General features: G+C 68.3%; 18 protein-coding genes and 1 tRNA gene. 13 read left to right on the top strand and 6 right to left on the bottom strand.

Features of this window, described 5'->3' with window-relative positions:
- The first annotated feature begins 4 nt into the window (after positions 1–4).
- From RVX_RS09135 to RVX_RS09100, 8 genes are read left to right on the top strand one after another with little or no spacing between them, the layout of a single operon-like run.
- Positions 5–952, top strand: coding sequence for a hypothetical protein (locus RVX_RS09135; protein ID WP_116305624.1), 948 nt, complete (start codon positions 5–7; stop codon positions 950–952).
- On the top strand, positions 949–1506 hold the full coding sequence (locus RVX_RS09130; protein WP_116305623.1) for a DNA-binding protein: 558 nt from the start codon (positions 949–951) through the stop codon (positions 1504–1506). Before RVX_RS09135 ends, RVX_RS09130 begins: the two co-directional genes overlap by 4 nt.
- Positions 1503–2192 carry a hypothetical protein gene (locus RVX_RS09125; RefSeq protein WP_172596556.1) on the top strand — a complete coding sequence of 230 codons (690 nt, stop codon included), beginning with the start codon at positions 1503–1505 and terminating at the stop codon, positions 2190–2192. The genes RVX_RS09130 and RVX_RS09125 overlap by 4 nt, the downstream gene beginning before the upstream one ends.
- A complete protein-coding gene (locus RVX_RS09120) occupies positions 2177–3331 on the top strand; it encodes a bacteriophage T4 gp5 trimerisation domain-containing protein (RefSeq protein WP_116305622.1) in 1155 nt (384 codons plus the stop codon). Before RVX_RS09125 ends, RVX_RS09120 begins: the two co-directional genes overlap by 16 nt.
- Positions 3328–3510, top strand: a complete 183-nt coding sequence (locus RVX_RS09115; RefSeq protein ID WP_116305621.1) for a Com family DNA-binding transcriptional regulator — start codon at positions 3328–3330, stop codon at positions 3508–3510. The genes RVX_RS09120 and RVX_RS09115 overlap by 4 nt, the downstream gene beginning before the upstream one ends.
- Positions 3464–4267, top strand: coding sequence for a DNA-methyltransferase (locus RVX_RS09110; RefSeq protein WP_420192303.1), 804 nt, complete (start codon positions 3464–3466; stop codon positions 4265–4267). Before RVX_RS09115 ends, RVX_RS09110 begins: the two co-directional genes overlap by 47 nt.
- A gap of 31 nt (positions 4268–4298) precedes the next feature.
- Positions 4299–4604 carry a type II toxin-antitoxin system RelE/ParE family toxin gene (locus RVX_RS09105; RefSeq protein WP_116305620.1) on the top strand — a complete coding sequence of 102 codons (306 nt, stop codon included), beginning with the start codon at positions 4299–4301 and terminating at the stop codon, positions 4602–4604.
- Positions 4597–4887 carry an addiction module antidote protein gene (locus RVX_RS09100; protein WP_116305619.1) on the top strand — a complete coding sequence of 97 codons (291 nt, stop codon included), beginning with the start codon at positions 4597–4599 and terminating at the stop codon, positions 4885–4887. The genes RVX_RS09105 and RVX_RS09100 overlap by 8 nt, the downstream gene beginning before the upstream one ends.
- Positions 4888–5407: 520 nt before the next feature.
- Here RVX_RS09100 and RVX_RS09095 read toward each other — a convergent pair.
- Positions 5408–5484: transfer RNA gene (locus RVX_RS09095), tRNA-Pro, on the bottom strand.
- A 538-nt stretch (positions 5485–6022) separates the two neighbouring features.
- On the opposite strand from RVX_RS09095, the gene RVX_RS09090 reads away from it, so the two are divergent.
- The 3 genes from RVX_RS09090 (at position 6023) to RVX_RS09080 (ending at position 8313) form a co-directional block, all read left to right on the top strand.
- The gene (locus RVX_RS09090; protein WP_007521357.1) at positions 6023–6289 is read left to right on the top strand and encodes an RNA recognition motif domain-containing protein; all 267 of its coding nucleotides are present in this window, start codon (positions 6023–6025) and stop codon (positions 6287–6289) included.
- Between the two features lie 97 nt (positions 6290–6386).
- On the top strand, positions 6387–6605 hold the full coding sequence (gene infA, locus RVX_RS09085; protein WP_007521359.1) for a translation initiation factor IF-1: 219 nt from the start codon (positions 6387–6389) through the stop codon (positions 6603–6605).
- A gap of 262 nt (positions 6606–6867) precedes the next feature.
- Positions 6868–8313: a 4Fe-4S binding protein gene (locus RVX_RS09080; protein WP_116305618.1), complete on the top strand. Its 1446-nt coding sequence runs from the start codon at positions 6868–6870 to the stop codon at positions 8311–8313.
- A gap of 227 nt (positions 8314–8540) precedes the next feature.
- On the opposite strand, the gene RVX_RS09075 is transcribed toward RVX_RS09080, so the two are convergent.
- The 4 genes from RVX_RS09075 to RVX_RS09060 all read right to left on the bottom strand — a co-directional run bounded on the left by RVX_RS09075 (position 8541) and on the right by RVX_RS09060 (position 11152).
- Positions 8541–8864: a hypothetical protein gene (locus tag RVX_RS09075; protein ID WP_116305617.1), complete on the bottom strand. Its 324-nt coding sequence runs from the start codon at positions 8862–8864 to the stop codon at positions 8541–8543.
- 166 nt (positions 8865–9030) lie between these two features.
- The gene (locus RVX_RS09070; protein ID WP_116305616.1) at positions 9031–9534 is read right to left on the bottom strand and encodes a cob(I)yrinic acid a,c-diamide adenosyltransferase; all 504 of its coding nucleotides are present in this window, start codon (positions 9532–9534) and stop codon (positions 9031–9033) included.
- A complete protein-coding gene (amrS, locus tag RVX_RS09065) occupies positions 9534–10640 on the bottom strand; it encodes an AmmeMemoRadiSam system radical SAM enzyme (protein ID WP_116305615.1) in 1107 nt (368 codons plus the stop codon). The genes RVX_RS09070 and amrS overlap by 1 nt, the downstream gene beginning before the upstream one ends.
- A 74-nt stretch (positions 10641–10714) precedes the next feature.
- Positions 10715–11152 carry a hypothetical protein gene (locus tag RVX_RS09060; protein WP_230404505.1) on the bottom strand — a complete coding sequence of 146 codons (438 nt, stop codon included), beginning with the start codon at positions 11150–11152 and terminating at the stop codon, positions 10715–10717.
- Positions 11153–11291: 139 nt separating this feature from the next.
- Here RVX_RS09060 and purM point away from each other — a divergent pair, with 139 nt between their 5' ends.
- On the top strand, positions 11292–12344 hold the full coding sequence (gene purM / locus RVX_RS09055; RefSeq protein WP_116305614.1) for a phosphoribosylformylglycinamidine cyclo-ligase: 1053 nt from the start codon (positions 11292–11294) through the stop codon (positions 12342–12344).
- 163 nt (positions 12345–12507) lie between these two features.
- On the opposite strand, the gene RVX_RS09050 is transcribed toward purM, so the two are convergent.
- Positions 12508–14019, bottom strand: coding sequence for a radical SAM protein (locus RVX_RS09050; RefSeq protein WP_116305613.1), 1512 nt, complete (start codon positions 14017–14019; stop codon positions 12508–12510).
- Between the two features lie 156 nt (positions 14020–14175).
- Here RVX_RS09050 and RVX_RS09045 point away from each other — a divergent pair, with 156 nt between their 5' ends.
- Entirely contained in the window at positions 14176–14940 is a 765-nt protein-coding gene (locus RVX_RS09045) for a hypothetical protein (RefSeq protein ID WP_116305612.1), read from the top strand.
- Positions 14941–14961: the final 21 nt, after the last annotated feature.

Raw genomic sequence — 14961 nt, 5'->3', positions numbered from 1 at the left:
GTCCATGCTGTGGCAACCCGTGACGTTCACGCCCCCGGCCAGCATCGGCGCGGTGGGCGACGGGCTTTCCGGTTCGCTGGGGGCGGTGGGGTCCACCGTGGCCAGCGGCGCGGCGTCCCTTGCCGGGCTGGGCCTGCCGGAGGGGCCGCCCCCCGGCGGAGAGGAGACCGCGGATCTGCGTACAGAAGCCTCCGGCATGCTGGCCAGCCCGTGCCCGTACATCGCGGTCACGCCGTACCAGCAGGGCGTGGGGCAGCGCCGGGGCGACCGGGCCTACCTGACGCCGCAGGGGGCCATCAGCGCGGTGGCCGGGCGCATGGGCGAGGCGCAAGATCTGCTGGCCTCCGGAGCGCTTCCGGACCTCACGGAGATGGACACGGCCATGGTGCTGCTGGTCATGGCCGCGCCGGACGAGGGCGGCCTTGCCACTTCGCTGGGCCGGTTCAACGGCGTCTTCCCCATCACCGAATTGCAGCAGGCGCAGCGCCGCGCCGGTGGGCTGGCCGGGCTTGAGCGGCAGAAGTTCACCATCCCGGCCGCGCCCGGCTATCCGGCGTGGGGCGCATCGTCTCCGCAGCGGGGTGGACCGGGGCTGGCCACGTCGCGGGCGCTGGGCGGGCAACTGGCCATGGCGGAGGGGCTTTCCGCTGTCGGCACGTCGCCGGTTGCGCGGCTGGGCGCGTTCGGGGCCAAGCGGCAGGCGGCCATGGCTGCCCGGCAGGCCGACCTTGATGCGCTGCACGGGTCCATGACCGGCAGCGACCCGGGGTGGTTCGGGGTGTACCTGGAAGGGCTGGCCGTGGAACTGGCCAAGCTGCTGGTGAAGTTCGCGCCGCCCATGGATGCCGCCTTCAAGTGCTGCGCGGCCGTGTGCTGGTACGGCACCAAGCGGCAGGTGGCCTACTACAAGGAAGCCTTCGGGCTGGAGAACCCGCTGGAGGGTATCCTGTGAGCTTTCTGCGCCTTGACGATTTCACCATTCCGGGCTTCGGCCTGGTCGCCTCCATGACCCTGCCCTTCAAGGACGAGGACGCCAGCGGCGACACCAGCAGCACGTCCAAGGCCAGCAAGGGCACCAAGGCCAAGAAGCTGGAGGCGAAGATCTTCATCCGGTTCACGGACGAGGACGATCTGCGCGCCCTGACCCGCGTGGCAGAGGCCAAGAGCGGCGGCGACGGGCGCATCTACACCGTCACCAACCGCACGGCCAACGCGGCCGGAATGCGGCAGGGGCGGTTCACCGGCGACTTCAAGGCCGAGGAGCAGGAGGAGCGCCGCTGCTGGCTGGTGTCCTTCAGCCTGTCCGAGCACGTGTCCGTGCCGGAGCGGGCCGAGGCGCGCGAGCCAGCCAAGGCGGCCACCGCCCAGCAGAACGCCGGGCAGGCCGTGGCGCCACCGGAAGATGCCGAACCGGCGCAGGAACTGACGTGGTTCGAGAAGAAGCTGAAGGCCGCCAGCGACGCGCTGGGCGACTATGACAGCACGGGCAGCGGGGCCGGGAAATGAGGCTGCAAAAGCGGTTGACCGTGGCGGGCGCGGAAGTCCCGCTGGTGAGCGAGGACGTGCGCCTGGATCTGGACCGGCCCGGCAGGGCCGTGTTTCAGGTGCGGGCGGATGCCCCGCTTTCCGGCGAGGTGTCGTTCGCCATGGGCTGGCATTGGGATGCGGCCCTTACCCTGTTCTTCAGCGGCGACGTGGAGCGGTGCACGCCCGTGGACGGCGCGCAGCAGCGGCTGTTCTGCCGCGAGGTGTCGGCCCGGCTGGACGTGGCCATCCCGCTGGCGCTGCGCCACCCCACGCTGCACGAGGTGCTGGCCGCCTACGCGCAGGCCGCGCGGGTGCGCTTCATCGTGCCGGACAGGCCGTATGCCGCCACCCGGGTGCCGTACTTCGGCGCGGTGGGATCCGGCTTCCACGGCATGGCGCAGCTGGGGCAGGTGTTCGGCATCGAGGACTACGTGTGGCAGGCGCAGGGCGACGGGCAGGTGTTCGTGGGGGCGTGGGCGGATTCCCGCTGGGCCGGGCGCGCCGTGGATCTGCCGGACGAGGCATGGGGAAAGACCATGGCCACGGGCGCGCGCACGGTGACGGCCATCCCCGGTTTGCGCCCCGGCGCGGTGCTGGACGGCGGGCGCGTCACGGCGGTGCGGTTCGCCGGGCACCAGATGGAGGTCACATGCAGGACGCAATAAGGGCGGCGGTGCTGCGGCTGTTTCCGGAGCTGTCCGGCGGGCTGCATCTGGACAGGTACGGCCGGGTGGTGGCCATCGCGGACCAGCCCGGCGAGGGCGTGACCTGCGAACGGTTCCGGCCGCGCTATGCCGTGGACGTGCAGATCCTGACGCCGGAGCTGGAGCCGGACCCGGCCTTCCCCGTGTTTCCGGCGGTGCCGCTGCCGGTGCCCGGCGGGGCAGGGCAGGAGTGCGGAACCTACGCCTTTCCGGAGCCGGGCGCGCTGGTGGTGGTGGGCTTTGCCTACGGCAGGCCGGACCATCCCATCATCCGGCAGGTGTACCCCATGGGCACGTCGCTGCCGTCCGTGGCCCCGCGCGAATGGCTGGCGCAGCAGTCGCCCGCCGTGTTCCAGCGGGCCGACGCGGACGGCAACTGGACCCGCCAGACCGATGCGGCCATCACCGACGAATCGCAGACCCGGCTGGTCCGGGCCATGGAGGCGGTGACCGAGGTGGCGCGCGAGATCCGCCGCGTGTCGGAGCATTCCACCACCGAGGTGGAGGGCACGTACACTGTGGAGACGGGCGCGGTGCTCACCCTGCTGGCCGGGCTGCGGGCCGACCTTGGCACCCTGGGCGCGCTGAACCTGACCGCCGGGGGCGATTCCAGCCACACCACGGCGGGCGCGGCCACCGAAACGGTGGGCCGCGACCACGCCAGCACGGTGAAGGGCAGCCGGTACATCACCGTTGCCGGGGGCCGCAGCGAGGCTGTGCAGGGCGGCCAGCAGACGCAGATCGGCGGCGACAGGACCGTGGCCGTGGACGGCAACCAGTCCGGCACGGTGGGCGGCGACCACGAGCTAACGGTGGACGGCAGCAGCACTGAAAAGGCCGGGGGCGACCGCACCATAGAGGCGGCCAACCTGGCGCTGAAGGCGGGCACCATCTCGTGCGTGTCGACATCCGGCAGCGGGGCAGGGGTAAGCCTGTTCGTGGAGCTGCTGGCCTGCCTGGACGAAATCAAGGCGGCGCTCGATGTGCTGGCCTCCCACACCCACCCCACCACGACGGCCATCACGGAAGGCGGCGCGGTGGCGAACCACGCATCCCGGCTGGGCACCCACCGAGGGCGCATAGGAGGCATCACGGCGTGACATCGGACGAGATCCGCTGCGGGCACTGCGGCAAGCTGCTGGCCCGTGGAGTCGTCGTACACCTGCATATCCGCTGCCCGCGCTGCCGGGCGGACAACCATGTGAGGCCCGCGAGGCCCAATCCGGATGGCCATGAGCCACGGCAAGGAGCCTCGCATGCAGACCATCCTCTCGACTGACCGCGCTACCCTCATTCAGGGCGATTCCCTCGCCGTTCTCCGCACCCTTCCCGACGCCAGCGTCGACACCGTCCTGACCGACCCGCCCTATTCGAGCGGCGGCATGACCATGGCCGCACGGCAGGCGGACCCCGCGCAGAAGTACCAGCAGAGCAACACGAAGCGGTCCTACCCCGCCATGATCGGCGACAACCGGGACCAGCGGAGCTTCACCCTGTGGGCATCGCTGTGGCTGGCGGAGTGCTGGCGCGTGGCCCGCGACGGGGCGCGCATCATGGTGTTCACCGACTGGCGGCAGTTGCCCGCCATGACCGACGCCCTGCAGGCGGCCGGGTGGATGTGGCGCGGCGTGGTGACCTGGCACAAGCCCAGCGCCCGGCCCAGCCTGGGCGATTTCAAGCGGGACGCGGAGTTCGTCATCACCGGCAGCAAGGGCAAGCCGGTCATGCACACCCGCACGTGCCCGCCCGGCGTCTACCGCCACCACGTGCAGACGGCGCGCAAGATCCATCTCACCGAAAAGCCGGTCCCGCTCCTGGAGGACCTGCTGGCTGTGACCGCCCCGGCCGGGGTGGTGCTTGACCCCTTCGCGGGCAGCGGCAGCGCCGGTGAGGCGTGCCTGCGCACCGGGCGGCGCTACCTGGGCGTCGAGCTGTCGCCGGAGTATGCGGAGCTGGCCTGCGCGCGCCTGCTGGGCGTCATGGATCGTATGCCGTCGCGTGAGATGAAAGAAGGCTCGGAGCGTCAAGATGCTTGACGAAGTGTATCCAAATGGATACACATACCGCATGAACACGTTTTTCCGCACGGATGTTTTCGCCAAGTGGCTGAACGGCCTCAAGGACGCGGCGGGAAAGGCCCGGATACTCGTGCGGATACGGTCGGCTGAGGCGGGCAACTTCGGTGACTGCGAACCGGTAGGCGAGGGCGTCTCCGAAATGCGCATTCACGCGGGGCCGGGATATCGGGTCTACTTCACTCGCCGGGGCGAGACGATCTACCTGCTGCTCGCGGGTGGCGACAAGTCCAGCCAGAAGCGTGATATCGTGCTCGCCAAGAAGCTGGCGCGGGAATTGGAGGATAGCCATGACTAAGATTGCTAGATTCGACGCTGCCGAATTCCTCGACAGCGAAGAAGCCATCGCCGAATACCTTTCGGCCGCGCTCGAAGATCCAAACCCGGACGTATTCCTTGCGGCTGTTGCCGACGTGGCCAAGGCCCGGGGCATGAGCCAGCTTGCCAAGGACTCGGGCCTCGGCCGTGAGAGCCTGTACAAGGCCCTCGCGCCTGGTGCCCAGCCTCGCTACGGGACCATCGTCAAGTTGCTCGGGGCCATGGGCGTTTCGCTTCAGGCCAAGCCCAAGGTGGCAGCCTGATCACGTAGGCATCAATGCCGTTGCACACCGTTGCACGGCCACGCGCACTACCCCATGAACGAACCAGGGCCGGGATACACTCCCGGCCCTTTCCATTTTCTCCCGGCGCGCCCGCCCCGCGCGGGCAATCGCCCACCAGGTGGCGCAGCCGTCATGCGCCGCGCTGCGTTCCCAGCCCGCCCGCGAAAACCCAGCGCCCCCCGAAAAAAATCACTCCTCCGCCCCAAACCTTCGGCCTTTTTCGAGCGCGATTGTGCAACCGGGCTCCGGGTGCAATCCCCGGCGTGTTCCTTGGGCCTCCTTGGCTATCGCCCGCTGTGGCTCATTGCGCGGTGTGCAACCCCGTGCAAGGTCGTGCAAGCTCATTGCACTGGCGGGGAGGAGGAGGCTTTGGGTAATGACCCGAAAGGACACATTTTTCTGAAAGGGCCTTCATGCGCCCTTTGGAGGCTGTATGCCCTAACTGTATGCCCTAAACTGAAAAATGGCTTACGACCATGCCGTAAGCCATTGTATTTACTGGTCGGAACGACTGGATTCGAACCAGCGACCCCCTGCTCCCAAGGCAGGTGCGCTACCAGGCTGCGCTACGTTCCGGTGGGGCCATGGCGTTCTCGCCGTGGCGTACGGTGGTCAGATAGTCGAAAGCGTGTCGTGGCGCAAGGAAAAAGGGTGGGCGGGCGTCAGACGGCGGTCCTGATGCAGGTTCCGGCAGCGGGCATGATGGGGGCTTTGCGTCCCATGGCCTGCGGCCAGGCGCTGGCTTCACGCGGAGCACGGAGGCATCGCTTCGGCGTCACCATGCGGGCCGTGCGTGGCTGATCCTGGCGTCCGCGCGCGAGACCAAGAAGGTACGCGGCGCATCGCACCATTGGCGCCCCTTTTTTTACCCCCCGAAGCTCTCCGGTCATGCGCCATGCATCAACCGTGGCGGGATGTTTTTCGGCGCGACGACATTTTTCGTGGGGCATCGCGTTATTTTTCGGGCGGCGCGCTTGACGGCGGTGGGGAAGATGCGTATTTACGCCTTTCCTTACCAATTGGCAGCGTTCTTGTTTCCCTCGTTCGATCTTCGCATGTGCAAAGCTCCGGACAGATGAAAAGAAGAGCCTGAGAAAATTCCGGAGTATCACACATGTCCAAGAAGCTCTACGTCGGCAACCTTCCCTTCTCCAGCAGCGAAAGCGACCTGCGCGCCCTGTTCTCCAACCACGGCGAAGTGCAGTCCGTCGCCCTGATCATGGACCGCGAAACCGGTCGTCCCCGTGGCTTCGGCTTCGTGGAAATGGACGACGACGGTGCCCGCGCCGCCATGGAAGCCCTGGACGGTCGCGACTTCCAGGGTCGCAGCCTGAAGGTGAACGAAGCGCAGGAACGCGCTCCCCGCCAGCCCCGCTGGTAGGTCTTCGCTCCCCATCGTCTGGACCGGGTCCCGCCCCTTTCGGGCGGGACCTTTTCTTTTCGGCGCGAACGCGCGCCACAAGCCGGAGGAGGACCACATGCCCAAGGACGACTATTTCGAAGTTGCTGGCGTTGTGCAGGAAGCCCTGCCCAGCACCTTGTTCCGGGTGGAACTGGAGACGGGGCATACCGTGCTCAGCCACCTGTGCGGCAAAATGCGCAAGTTTCGCATCCGCATCCTGCCCGGCGACAAGGTGCGCGTCGCCATGTCTCCCTACGACCTGACCAAGGGCCGTATCGTTTTTCGCGAACGCTAGGCGGCCCGCCACGGCTCCGGCCGTGTCCCGAAGCCTGAAGGCCCCCGTCGGTTGCGTGCCGCCGGGGGCTTTTCGTTTGCCTGCGGGGTGGCGCTGTTCGTGTCCTTTGCCGGGATGATCGGACAACGGACTGCGCTTTGACACCCCCGCCCGCATGGGGCATTGCGGTCTGGCGAAGGCATTCCCACAGCCGTTCGGGCCTGATGCTTCAGCGGCCGCACGGTCTTCCCGCCACCTCCATCGTACCCATCCGGAGCCGAACATGGGGCACATCGCCGCCAGGGATATCTACCGCCGCCTCGGCCACGCCATCGACAACACGCCGGTGCGCACGCCGTGGAACGACGCCTTCCACGCCATGCTGCGCGAATTGTACACGCCGGAGGAAGCGGAACTGGTGGTGCGCATGCCGTACCGCCCGTCGTCCATCGGGCGGCTCGCGCGGGTCACCGGCATGGACCGCGCCCGGTTGCAGCCGCTGCTGGACCGGCTGTGCGACAAGGGGTTGGTGCTGGACATCCGGGAGGACGGCGACCGCGCCCCTGATGCAAGTGATGCCGCCGAGCGCTTGGGCGAGTCGGCGCACGGCCATGCCGGGCACCCGTACCCGCATGACAATACCCATGCCGTCCACTCCCATCCCCATGTCCACGCCCCACACGCCCACACGCACGCCGCCCCGGCTTCCCCGGACGCCGACGACGGCTGCCTGTACATGATCAGCCCCATAGTCATCGGCATCTTCGAGTTCACCATGATGCGCACCGGCGGCGCACTGCCCAGCAAGCGCTGGGCGGAACTGTTCCACGACTACATGTTCGGCGACCGGGCCTTTCTGGACGCCAACTTCGGCGACGGGCAGCGCGTTTCGGTCATGCGTGCCCTGCCTCACCAGCAGACCCTGGGCGACCACGTGGAAATCCTGGACTACGAGCGCGCCGCCGCGCTGGTGGAGCAGAACCGCACCTTCGCCGTGGGGCTGTGCTCGTGCCGTCATGAAAAGCACCATCTCGGCACCCGCCAGTGCGACGTGGACATGGAAACCTGCACTTCCATGGGCTCCGGCGCGGAATACCTGATCCGGCACGGCTTCGCGCGGCGCATCGACAAGGCTGCCATGCACGACATCCTGGCCCGCTCGCGCGACCTCGGCTTCACCCTGTCCGCCGACAACGTGCAGCAGGGCGTGGGGTTCATCTGTCACTGCTGCAGCTGCTGCTGCAATCTCATGCAGGGCATTCGCCAGTGGGGGCACGCGGGGGTGCTGGTCACCTCGTCGTTCATTGCCCGGTGCGACGCCAGCCTGTGCAACGGCTGCGGCCTGTGCGAACGGGCCTGCCCCATCGACGCGGTGTCGCTGCCCGTGCCGCCCGGCGGCCGCAAGCGTGACAGGCGTTGCCTGGTGGACGAGGCCTACTGTCTGGGCTGCGGGGCCTGCGCCCTGAAGTGCCCCACAGGCGCGCTGAAACTGCACCCCCGCGAGCGCAAGGTACTGCACCCGGCCGACAGCTTCGAGCGGGTCATTCTGCAAAGCCTTGAGCGCGGCACCCTGCAGAACCTGGTGTTCGACAACCCCAACAGCCGCACGCAGGAGTTCATGCGCGGACTGGTGGGCGGCTTTCTGCGCCTTGGCCCGGTCAAACGCGCGCTGATGGGCGAGGCGCTGTGCTCTCGTTTTCTCGACGCGGTGCGGCGCATGGCCGGGTAGGCGCGGCGGCGCGGATGCCTGTCTGGCCCAAGCGTCTGGCCCAAGCGTCTGGCCCAAGCGTTTGGCGCAGGTGTTTGGCGCGGGCATCCCTTGCGGAGTTTTTCTTTGGTCCATCCGGGCCGCGCGTAGGCGTTTCCGCCCGCATGACAAAGCCCCCGCTGGCGATGCTGGCGGGGGCTTGCTGTTGTGGGGCGGGGCCGGGATGCGCCCGCGCGTGGCGTTGCGCGTCAGTTGCAGGGGGTGGGGTGCGATTGCAGCAGATCGTTGGCGATGGCGGCGCGCTCCGCGTCATCGGCCGGGTGGACGCACAGGCAGTCCGCCCCCTGGCCCACGGCTGCGGCGCGTCGGCCGTGCGTGCCAAGGTGGCTGCCCAGTTCCGCCGCGTGGCCGATGAACATGGGGCTGTAGCCCATGTCCAGCACCGCCTGCGGCTTTCTGGCGAACATGAACACCCCGCTGAAGTCGGCCAGGGTGGCCCCCAGCGGGTACACCGCGAAGGTGTAGGTCTTGCCCGAAGCTCCGGTGAACGAGGTCATGGCGAGGGGTTCCATAGCGCCTCCTTCGGGTTGAAAGGGGTCGATGCGTACGTACAATATATAGGCATGCGCACGCCAGCGGCAATGATTTCCGCACGGTGGCGCTGCCTGAAGGCATGCCCGCATGGCGTGCGTCCATACCCCTGCCCACGCCGCAGCCGGGGGCCACGGCGCGCCCCGTCTAGAACTCGATGCCCCTGGTGGCCTGCACGCCCTTTTGCCAGGGGTGCTTCACCTCGGTCATCTCGGTGATCAGGTCGGCCCGCTCGGCCAGCCAGTCCGGCAGGCCGCGCCCGGACAGCACGAGGTGCCTCCCTTCCGTTTCCGCCAGTTCCAGCAGGTGCTCCAGTTCTTCGCGGGTCACGATGCCGTAGCCGAGGGCGTACAGCGCCTCGTCCAGCACCAGCATGTCCACGCCGGGCAGGGTTTCCCCGGCCCATTGCAGCATGTCCTGCGCGGCCTTGCGGTGGGCCGGGCGGTCCTCTTCACGCCGCAGAAAGCCCTTGCCCCCCGCGCGAAAGCGTTCGCCCAGCAGCCGTTCCAGCATCACCTGTTCGCCCGCCTGGCCGGAGCGCTTCATGAACTGGCCGAAGGCCACGGCCATTCCCTGGCCCAGGGCGCGGATGGCCTGGCCCACGCAGGCCGATGTCTTTCCCTTGCCGTTGCCGGTGTATATCAGCAGCATCAGTTCTCCGGGGTGTCCCAGCCCACGCCCGGCATGGCGGCCCCGCAGCGGGCGCACCTTGGCGAGGCGGGAAGATGGGTGTGAAAGCCTTCGCGCCCGGCGAACAGCGCGCCGCAGGCGGGGCAATGGGTGGATTCGGCGGGGTGGCCCGGCATGTTGCCCAGATAGACGAAGCGCAGTCCTTCCCCCCGGCCGATTTCCCAGGCCCGTTCCAGCGTGGCGGGGGGCGTGGGCGGCCGGTCGGTCAGCCGGTAGGCAGGGTGGAAGCGCGAAAGGTGCCACGGCACGTCGGGACCCAGTTCGTCGTGGATGAACCGGGCCATGTCGCGCAATTCGTCCGGACCGTCGTTCAGGCCGGGGATGAGCAGGGTGGTCACCTCCAGCCACCAGCCCATGCGGGCGATGGCGCGCAGGGTGTGCAGCACGGGTTTCAGCCGCGCGCCGCACTGCTCGGCGTAGAAGCGCTCTGTGAATGCCTTGAGGTCGATGTTGGCGGCGTCGATGCGGTGTTCCAGTTCGGCCAGGCACTCCGGCGACTGGAACCCGTTGGAGACCATGATGGTGGCAAGGCCCGCCGCGCGGGCGGCGTCGGCCGTGTCGCTCATGAGTTCGAAAAAGATGGTGGGCTCGGAATAGGTGAACGAGACCGAAGCCGCACCGCTGGCTTTCGCCTCGGCCACCAGCTTGGCCGGGGTGGTGCGTTGCCCGCGCACGATGCCCTGCTCGGAGGGTGGGCGCGACAGCGACCAGTTCTGGCAAAAGCTGCACGAAAGGTTGCAGCCCATGGTGCCGAAGGAATAGGTGAGCGTGCCCGGCATGAAGTGGAACAGCGGCTTCTTTTCCACCGGGTCCAGGTTCACGGCGGCCACGTTGTCGCCCACCAGGGTGAACAGCCTGCCGGTACCGGTTTCACCGGGCTCATGCGCGTCCGGGCGGTTCACCCGCACGCCGCAGCGCCCCGTTTCCCCAGTTGGGATGACGCAGTAATGGCTGCACAGGCGGCACTGCACGCGCCCGCCGTCCGCTTCTGCGGCAGCGGAACCGGTGGCGTCGGCAGGGGAGCCGGTGGCGGGGGGCAGGGGCTTCCAGAGGCGTGCGTCGAGCATGGCGATGCTCCTTGGCGGCAGGCGATGGCGGGGGGGGACAGGGAGTGACAGGGGGTGACAGGGGGATGGACGGCTTACTGCCGTTTTCCCGTCCCGATGCCGCCCTTGGGCAGGGGGGTGGGCCGCATGACGCCGCCGCCCTGGCCACTCTGGCCGCCCTGGTTGCCCTGCCCGCCCGACCAGTTGGGCTGCTGCTGGCCCCACGTGCCGTTGACGTTGATTTCCGGTGCGATGATCATGGGCACCTGCTGTTGCGGCATGTCCTGATGCCGGGGCGGTCCCTTGGATTCCATGATCCGGTCGCCCGTGGCCGGGTCGCGCCCGATGTACGACTGGTCGCCCCCGGTGCCCATGAAGGTGTCGTTGCGGGGCTGTTCCTGCTGCGGGGGGATGCCGCCCGTGGCGGCGGTTTCGCCGGTCACGGTTTGCTCGGTTCGGGTGTGGCTGCCTGCCTGCGCGGCCATGGCCTTGCCCGTGGGCGCAACGCCCGGCGTCATCACTGTGGACAGCATGACCGCTGCCAGTATACCATAAGGGAAAGGCCGTGCCGACAAGGGTTTCATGGCGTGTTCCTCTTGCGCTTCGGGGGGTAAAAGCCTATGAAGGGCTTCCGGAAAATCCGAAGCCAGATGACCCAAGGAGCCTACGTTAATGTCTGAGGACCGTTCCAAAGCCTACACCGATGCGGGGGTGGATATCAACGCCGGCAATGCCCTCGTGTCGCGCATCAAGTCCATTGTCGCCCGCACGCACACCAATGGCGTGATATCCGACATCGGCGGCTTCGGCGGCCTGTTCAAGCCGGACCTCGCGGGCATGGACGACCCGGTCCTTGTTTCCTCCACCGACGGCGTGGGCACCAAGCTCAAGTGCGCCTTCCAGTTCGGCAAGCACGACACCGTGGGCATCGACCTCGTGGCCATGAGCGTCAACGACATTCTGGTGCAGGGCGCGCGGCCGCTGTTTTTCCTTGATTATTTCGCCACCGGCAAGCTGGACGTGGACGTGGCCGCCAGCGTCATTTCCGGCGTGGCCGAGGGCTGCCGCCGTGCGGGCTGCGCTCTGCTGGGCGGCGAGACCGCCGAAATGCCCGAAATGTACGCCCCCGGCGAATATGATCTGGCCGGGTTCTGCGTGGGCCTGGTGGACAACGCGCGCATCGTGGACGGCTCGTCCATCCGCGTGGGCGACGCCATCATCGGCATCGCTTCCACCGGCCTGCATTCCAACGGCTACAGCCTGGCCCGCAAGGTGCTGGCCCAGAGCGGCCTTGGCGGCGACGCCCAGCTGCCCGGCTCCGACCGCACCGTGGCCGAGGTGCTGATGGAGCCCACCGCCATCTACGTGGACATCGTGCGCTCGGTGATGCGCGACTTCGACATCAAGGGCATGGTGCACGTGACCGGCGGCGGCTTCTACGACAACATTCCCCGCGTGCTGCCCGCCACCGTCGAGGCCCACGTGGATTTCGGCTCGTGGACCGTGCCGCCGGTGTTCAGCTGGCTGCTGGCCCAGGGCAACCTGACCTGGCCTGAAATGCTGCAGATCTTCAACTGCGGCATCGGCTACATCATGATCGTCTCGCCCGACGTGTGCGACGAGGTGCTGGGCCGCGTCAACGCCATGCACGCCCAGGCCTGGCGCATCGGCACCATCGGTCGCCGCCGCGACAAGACGGCGGAACAGGTGCAGATCGCGTTCTAGCAGACCGGGGCAGACCACAGTCTTCCATCGGGGCCGCTCCATTCGGGGCGGCCCCGTCTGTTTTCTCTGGCAGGCGGGAATGAAGGCGGGCCGAAACCCCATGGGGTTCCGGCCCGTCGTGCGTTCATGCGTGGGTTCGGGCTGGGTGCCGCGTGGCGCGGGATCAGTCCTCGCAGCCGGGGGCCTCGTCGTCGTCCGGCACACCGGTTCCGGCGTGGCGGTGGCCCCTGGGCAGCCCTTCGTCCGCGTCGTCGGGCTCGGTGTCCTCGACGCCGGAAAGGTCGCCCTCCGCCGTGCGGTCGGCATCGGGTCCTGCGTCGGGCAGGGCCTCTGGCGCGTCGCGCAGCAGGTCGGCCAGCGGCGTGGGCTGCCATTGGCCGGGCAGGGGCGCGGTCAGGTCCGGGTGGTCGCCCAGATACGGATTGAAGTAGCCGAAGCCCAGCCACGGGCATTCCCGGCGCAGCCGCTTGCGGAAGTTCACCAGGCCCATGCTGGGGCCGAATTCGATGCCTTCCAGCAATTCCAGGTACATTTCCGGGTCGATGTTCAGGTTGCGCAACTGGATGAAGCTCACCCCGCAGGTGCGCACCATGTCCAGCAGCGCCTCCAGTTCCGGCTCGGTGTCGGTGATGCCGGGAAAGTACAGCAGGTTCAGCGAGACGAACACCCCGTTCCGTCGCGCCGTGGCGATGCTTTCGCGCACGTCGGCCAGGGTGTAGCCGTGCGGGCGGTAGTAGCGGCTGTAGGTTTCTTCGCGGGCGCTGTTCAGGCTGACCCGCAGCGAGGTAAGGCCCGCAGCGGCGATGCGTTCCACGGCCCCCGGCAGCGAGGCGTTGGAATTCAGGTTCACCGTGCCGCGCCCGCCTTCGGCGCGGAACAGGCGCACCGCCTCTTCGATCAGCGGGGCCTCGGTCAGGGGTTCGCCCTCGCAGCCCTGCCCGAAGGAAAAGACAGGTTCACGCACCTCGTTGCGGGCGTGGTGGCGCATCACCTCCACGATCTCCGCCGCCGTGGGGGTGAAGGCCATGCGGTTCTGCGGGGTCGCGCAGATGCGCGAGCCCGCCTCCTGCTGCGAGATGCACCCCACGCAACGGGCGTTGCACGCGCGCGAGACGGGCAGCGGGGCCTCGTACCGGCCAAGGCACAGGTTGCGCGCGGCCGGGCAGGAATAGGTGAGGGCGCACTTGGCGGTCAGGTGCTGCATCAGCCGGTTGTCCGGGTAGCGGCGCATCAGTTCGCGGGCGGTCTGTTCCACCTTCTTGCGGTGGATGCCCCGGAACACCTGGCGGTTCGATTCGTCCACGCGCTTGGCGCACACGTAGAAGCGCCCGTTGGCGAAGCCCACGGCCCCGTATGCGAACAGGGGCAGGGTGGGCGCGTCCGGCTCGCTGGTGTAGGCGGGGTGGGCGGTCAGGGTGTGCGCGGGCGCGGCGAAGGCGGCCACGGCCAGTTCGTCCATGCCCACGGCCTCGCCTGTTTCCGGGTCCAGCCCTACGGCGCGGCGGCCGGGCAGCAGGAACAGCTCGCTCTCGTCGGGCAGGGGCATCAGTTCGTCCGGGCGGGGCAGGGCGAATTCGTGCCCGCGCCGACAGACCATCAGCAGGTCCGGGTGGTCGTATATCTCGCCGTTCTCGTCGGCCACGACGAGATGGGGTCGGATATTGGATGAGGCCATGTGGTGCCCTTTGTTCTCATGTATTGTGGTGCATCGTTGGATGTGCTAGGTGCCGGATGGTTACTGCAAGCGGGGTTCCCCGGCAAGTGCATATCCGGCCCGCAGGCCGGTGGCCGGGGGAATGCCGCCTTTTTTTTCCGGGAGAGAAAAGGAACCATGTTCGACAACGCCACCATGTTCATGATGTTCATCCTGCTGTGTTTCGCGGGATTGCTGGTGATGTTCTATTTTGTGCTGCGCGGCATGGACGAGCTTGCGCGCGGCATTCGTGACGAGCACGCCATGCTGGCTTCTGGCCTGCGCACCCTTGAAGCGCGGGTGAACGAACTGGCCCGCGCCCAGCGCGCGGCCGCGGCCGGGCTGCCCCCCACCGCCCATGCCGATCCGGCGCACGACGCGTTCGACGAACCGGCGGGCCAGTACCACGTGCAGTACGGCACCGGCCCCGACGCCCGGACCGACACGGGGTACGGAGCGGGCGGCGACCCGCTGTACGGCCTGGTGCAGGAGGCGGACGACGCATCCTCCCTGCCGGGCGGCCTGGGCATGGATTTTGAGGAGCCGGGGGAACTGCCGGTGGAACTGGTGGACCGCCACGAAGACACGGCCACGGCCCACGCCGCGCAGGACGTGGAACTGCCCCGGCTGGACCTTCCGGGCTCCGGTGCCCCACGCGGCCGTGACAACGGCCTGGCCAATGGCCTGGACGCCTCGACGCTGGACACTTCGGCCTTCGGCGGAGCGGCCCAGGGGCAGGCCGATGCCCGTGATGCCCGGCCCGCCTTTGGGGCCAGCGAATCCGACCTGCTTTCGTTCGGCGACGATGCCGCCGCCTACCGTGAAGGCCGCGAGCGCCGGACCGATGCCCGCGCCTCGCGCGGCGGGAAGGGCAACCTGCCGGACCTCAAGCTGGACGACTAGGCAGGGGCGGTCCGCACCGGT

It is taken from the genome of Nitratidesulfovibrio sp. HK-II (genome assembly GCF_003402415.2).
Lineage (GTDB): Bacteria > Desulfobacterota > Desulfovibrionia > Desulfovibrionales > Desulfovibrionaceae > Cupidesulfovibrio.
Note: the sequence above shows the minus strand (reverse complement) of the source record. Positions and strands in the feature narration are given on the sequence as shown.